This window comes from Sphingobium sp. (assembly GCF_035511395.1).
In the GTDB taxonomy this organism is placed as follows: domain Bacteria; phylum Pseudomonadota; class Alphaproteobacteria; order Sphingomonadales; family Sphingomonadaceae; genus Sphingobium.
In genome coordinates this window covers 1-2500 of the sequence record NZ_DATKFP010000087.1, presented here as the reverse complement: position 1 = coordinate 2500, position 2500 = coordinate 1, and the positions used below count along the sequence as shown (strand labels likewise).

3 protein-coding genes are annotated in these 2500 nt (G+C 62.9%); 1 reads left to right on the top strand and 2 read right to left on the bottom strand.

What is annotated here, in order from left to right; all coding sequences use genetic code 11:
* Together VMR39_RS05175 and VMR39_RS05170 are read right to left on the bottom strand one after the other, a co-directional pair.
* The coding region (locus VMR39_RS05175) for an IS1182 family transposase (RefSeq protein WP_325414939.1) at positions 1 to 1006 on the bottom strand (1006 nt) is incomplete at its 3' end.
* 159 nt (positions 1007 to 1165) lie between these two features.
* Positions 1166 to 1549, bottom strand: a complete 384-nt coding sequence (locus VMR39_RS05170) for a hypothetical protein (protein ID WP_293323670.1) — start codon at positions 1547 to 1549, stop codon at positions 1166 to 1168.
* Between the two features lie 270 nt (positions 1550 to 1819).
* On the opposite strand from VMR39_RS05170, the gene VMR39_RS05165 reads away from it, so the two are divergent.
* A partial coding sequence (locus tag VMR39_RS05165) for a type IV secretory system conjugative DNA transfer family protein (RefSeq protein WP_325414938.1) occupies positions 1820 to 2500 on the top strand: 681 nt, incomplete at its 3' end.

Genomic DNA, 2500 nt, shown 5'->3' with positions numbered 1-2500 from the left:
AGGTCCGTCTGAACTGCACCAGCAGCTTGCCGCCCGGGCAGGTGTAGTGGTCCTGCCCGGCATCGAAGACGAAGTCGGAGCGCGAGAAGGTGCCGTCGGTCCGGTTCGATTTGTCGAAGACGGGGATGTGCGGCTCGATCTGCCGCTCCTTGACCAGCCAGGCGAGGTTCGCCGCCGATCCATAGGCGCTGTCGGCCGCCAGATGCCGGGGCTTGAGACCGAAGCGCTCATTGGTCCTGTCGATCATCGTTCGCGAGGCGCCCACCTCGGCCTGCCGGATGGCGCGGCTGGCCTCGACGTCGAGGATGACCGCATTCTCCGTGTCGATCAGATAGTTGGTGGCGTAGGCGAAGAAGGCATGCCCCTTGTGAGCACCGGTCCACTGCGCGGCCGGGTCCGATGGCGAGATGAACTTCGGCTTCGCCGCGCTGGCGGCGCCGAAGGCCGCATCGTCCAGTGTCGCCAGATACGCACGGACAGCCTGTCCTGCATCCGGGCCAAGGTCATCGGGGTGCCACTCGTCGCCGGGAACAGAGCGCTGCTTGTTGGCATCCGCCGCGATCAGGCTCGCATCGACGGCAAAGCCTTCGCCACCGACCAGCCCCTCGCGCAGGCAGCGTTCCACCACCGTCTCGAACAGATGCCGCAGGATATCGCTCTGCCGGAAACGGCCGTGCCGGTTGCGCGAGAAGGTCGAATGGTCGGGCACCTTGCCGTCCAGCCCCAGACGGCAAAACCATCTGTAAGCCAGGTTGAGATGGACCTCCTCGCACAGGCGCCGTTCGGACCGGATGCCCAGGCTGTAGCCCACGATCAGCATCCGCATCATCAGTTCCGGATCGATCGAGGGCCGGCCGATCATGCTGTAAAAGGGCTTTAGCTCCGCGCGCACCGCCTCGAGATCCAGGAACCGGTCGATACGTCGCAACAGGTGATCGTCAGGAACATGATCGTCGAGACAGAAGTCATAAAACAGCTGCGCCGGCACCGCCTGTGTTCCCATCATCGCTCTGCCCTCCGATCAGCACAGCACGATGGAATCACGCTCCAGAAGCCGGTTCAACCGCCGACTTAATCAACACAATCGGCGCAAAGCAGTCATTCAGAGCCGGGGTGAGACCGCGCCGTTTTTCTCGCCTGTTGGCAAAGGGTTTTCGTCCAGAAGTCAGGCCGCCGTCGCGATGGCGACTGCAAGGCCTGCGACAACCCCGAACGCGTGCTGCCAAATGCTGGCAGACATGGTGAGTTGCCATATCTCCAGCATCATGCCGTAGCCCACCAGCGCCGCAGGCGTTGCAAATACCCCCACAACCAGGAACCGCAGCAGCGGAGAGCGGCTCGTCGCGAGCGCTGCCTGCCCAAGGCCGAAGACGAGGCCGCCGACGACCAGGCCGACGAGAGCGCCACCCACTATGCCAGCGCCTGATGTGATCGCCCAGTAACCGGTCGAAAGCCCGACCATGACCGGAAGCGCATAGACCGCGCATCTGAACAGCAGCATACAGAAGGCGCCGAGCCCGAAGACGGTAAGCAGAAGCATGGCGATCATGTCGGATCTCCATCTGTTGCTGTGAGTTCTCGCTTCATCGGAGCGGTGCAAACGATTTCGTGCATCAACGCTCGTTATTGGATTCTACACCTCGTGAATTCGCGTTTCCAGAGTCCTTGCTCTCACGTTCATGCATTCTCACGGGCGCTCTCTTTCTCGTCTGCGTTCATCGTCGCGTGAGGGCGCAGATAAAGGCGATTTTCAGAATCCTCCTTCCGATTGAATCCTGTCTCTCGTTCTCGCGAGCTTTGGCGCGATGGAGAGAGACGGATGACCCCGACAAAACTTCTGATCGGTCAGGCGCTGATCGTCTTCGCGATCGTCATTCTGGGTGTCTGGACCGCGACGCAATGGGCAGCCTTCGCACTCGGCTTCCAGACGCGTCTCGGCGCGCCCTGGTTCGTTCTCCTGTCATGGCCCGTCTATTACCCCTGGCGGCTCTTCGAGTGGTGGTATGCCTATGAGGCCTATGCGCCGGACATCTTCGCGCAAGCGGGTGCGATCGCGGCTTCGAGTGGCGTCGCCGGTTGCGCGGTTGCCATTGTCGGCTCTCTCTGGCGGGCCAGGCAGGGCAAACTCGTCACCACTTATGGTTCGTCGCGCTGGGCGAAGCGCGGCGAGATCGAGCGGGCGGGGCTCTTCCGCGCGGCCGGGGTGTTTCTCGGACGATTGGGCGAGCATTATCTCCGTCACGACGGACCGGAGCATGTCATGGCTTTCGCGCCGACGCGCTCCGGCAAGGGCGTCGGGCTTGTCGTCCCGACGCTGCTCTCCTGGACGGGGTCTGCCGTCATTCACGACATCAAGGGCGAGAACTGGCAGCTGACCGCGGCCTGGCGATCGCGCTTCTCGCACTGCCTCTATTTCGACCCAACCGACACCCGTTCGGCCGGCTATAATCCGCTCCTCGAGGTGCGGCGCGGCGCGAACGAGGTTCGCGACGTCCAGAAC

Excerpts from the sequence above, each read along its gene's own strand:
- VMR39_RS05170 (WP_293323670.1), bottom strand. The coding sequence starts at position 1,549 with ATGATCGCCATGCTTCTGCTTACCGTCTTCGGGCTCGGCGCCTTCTGT.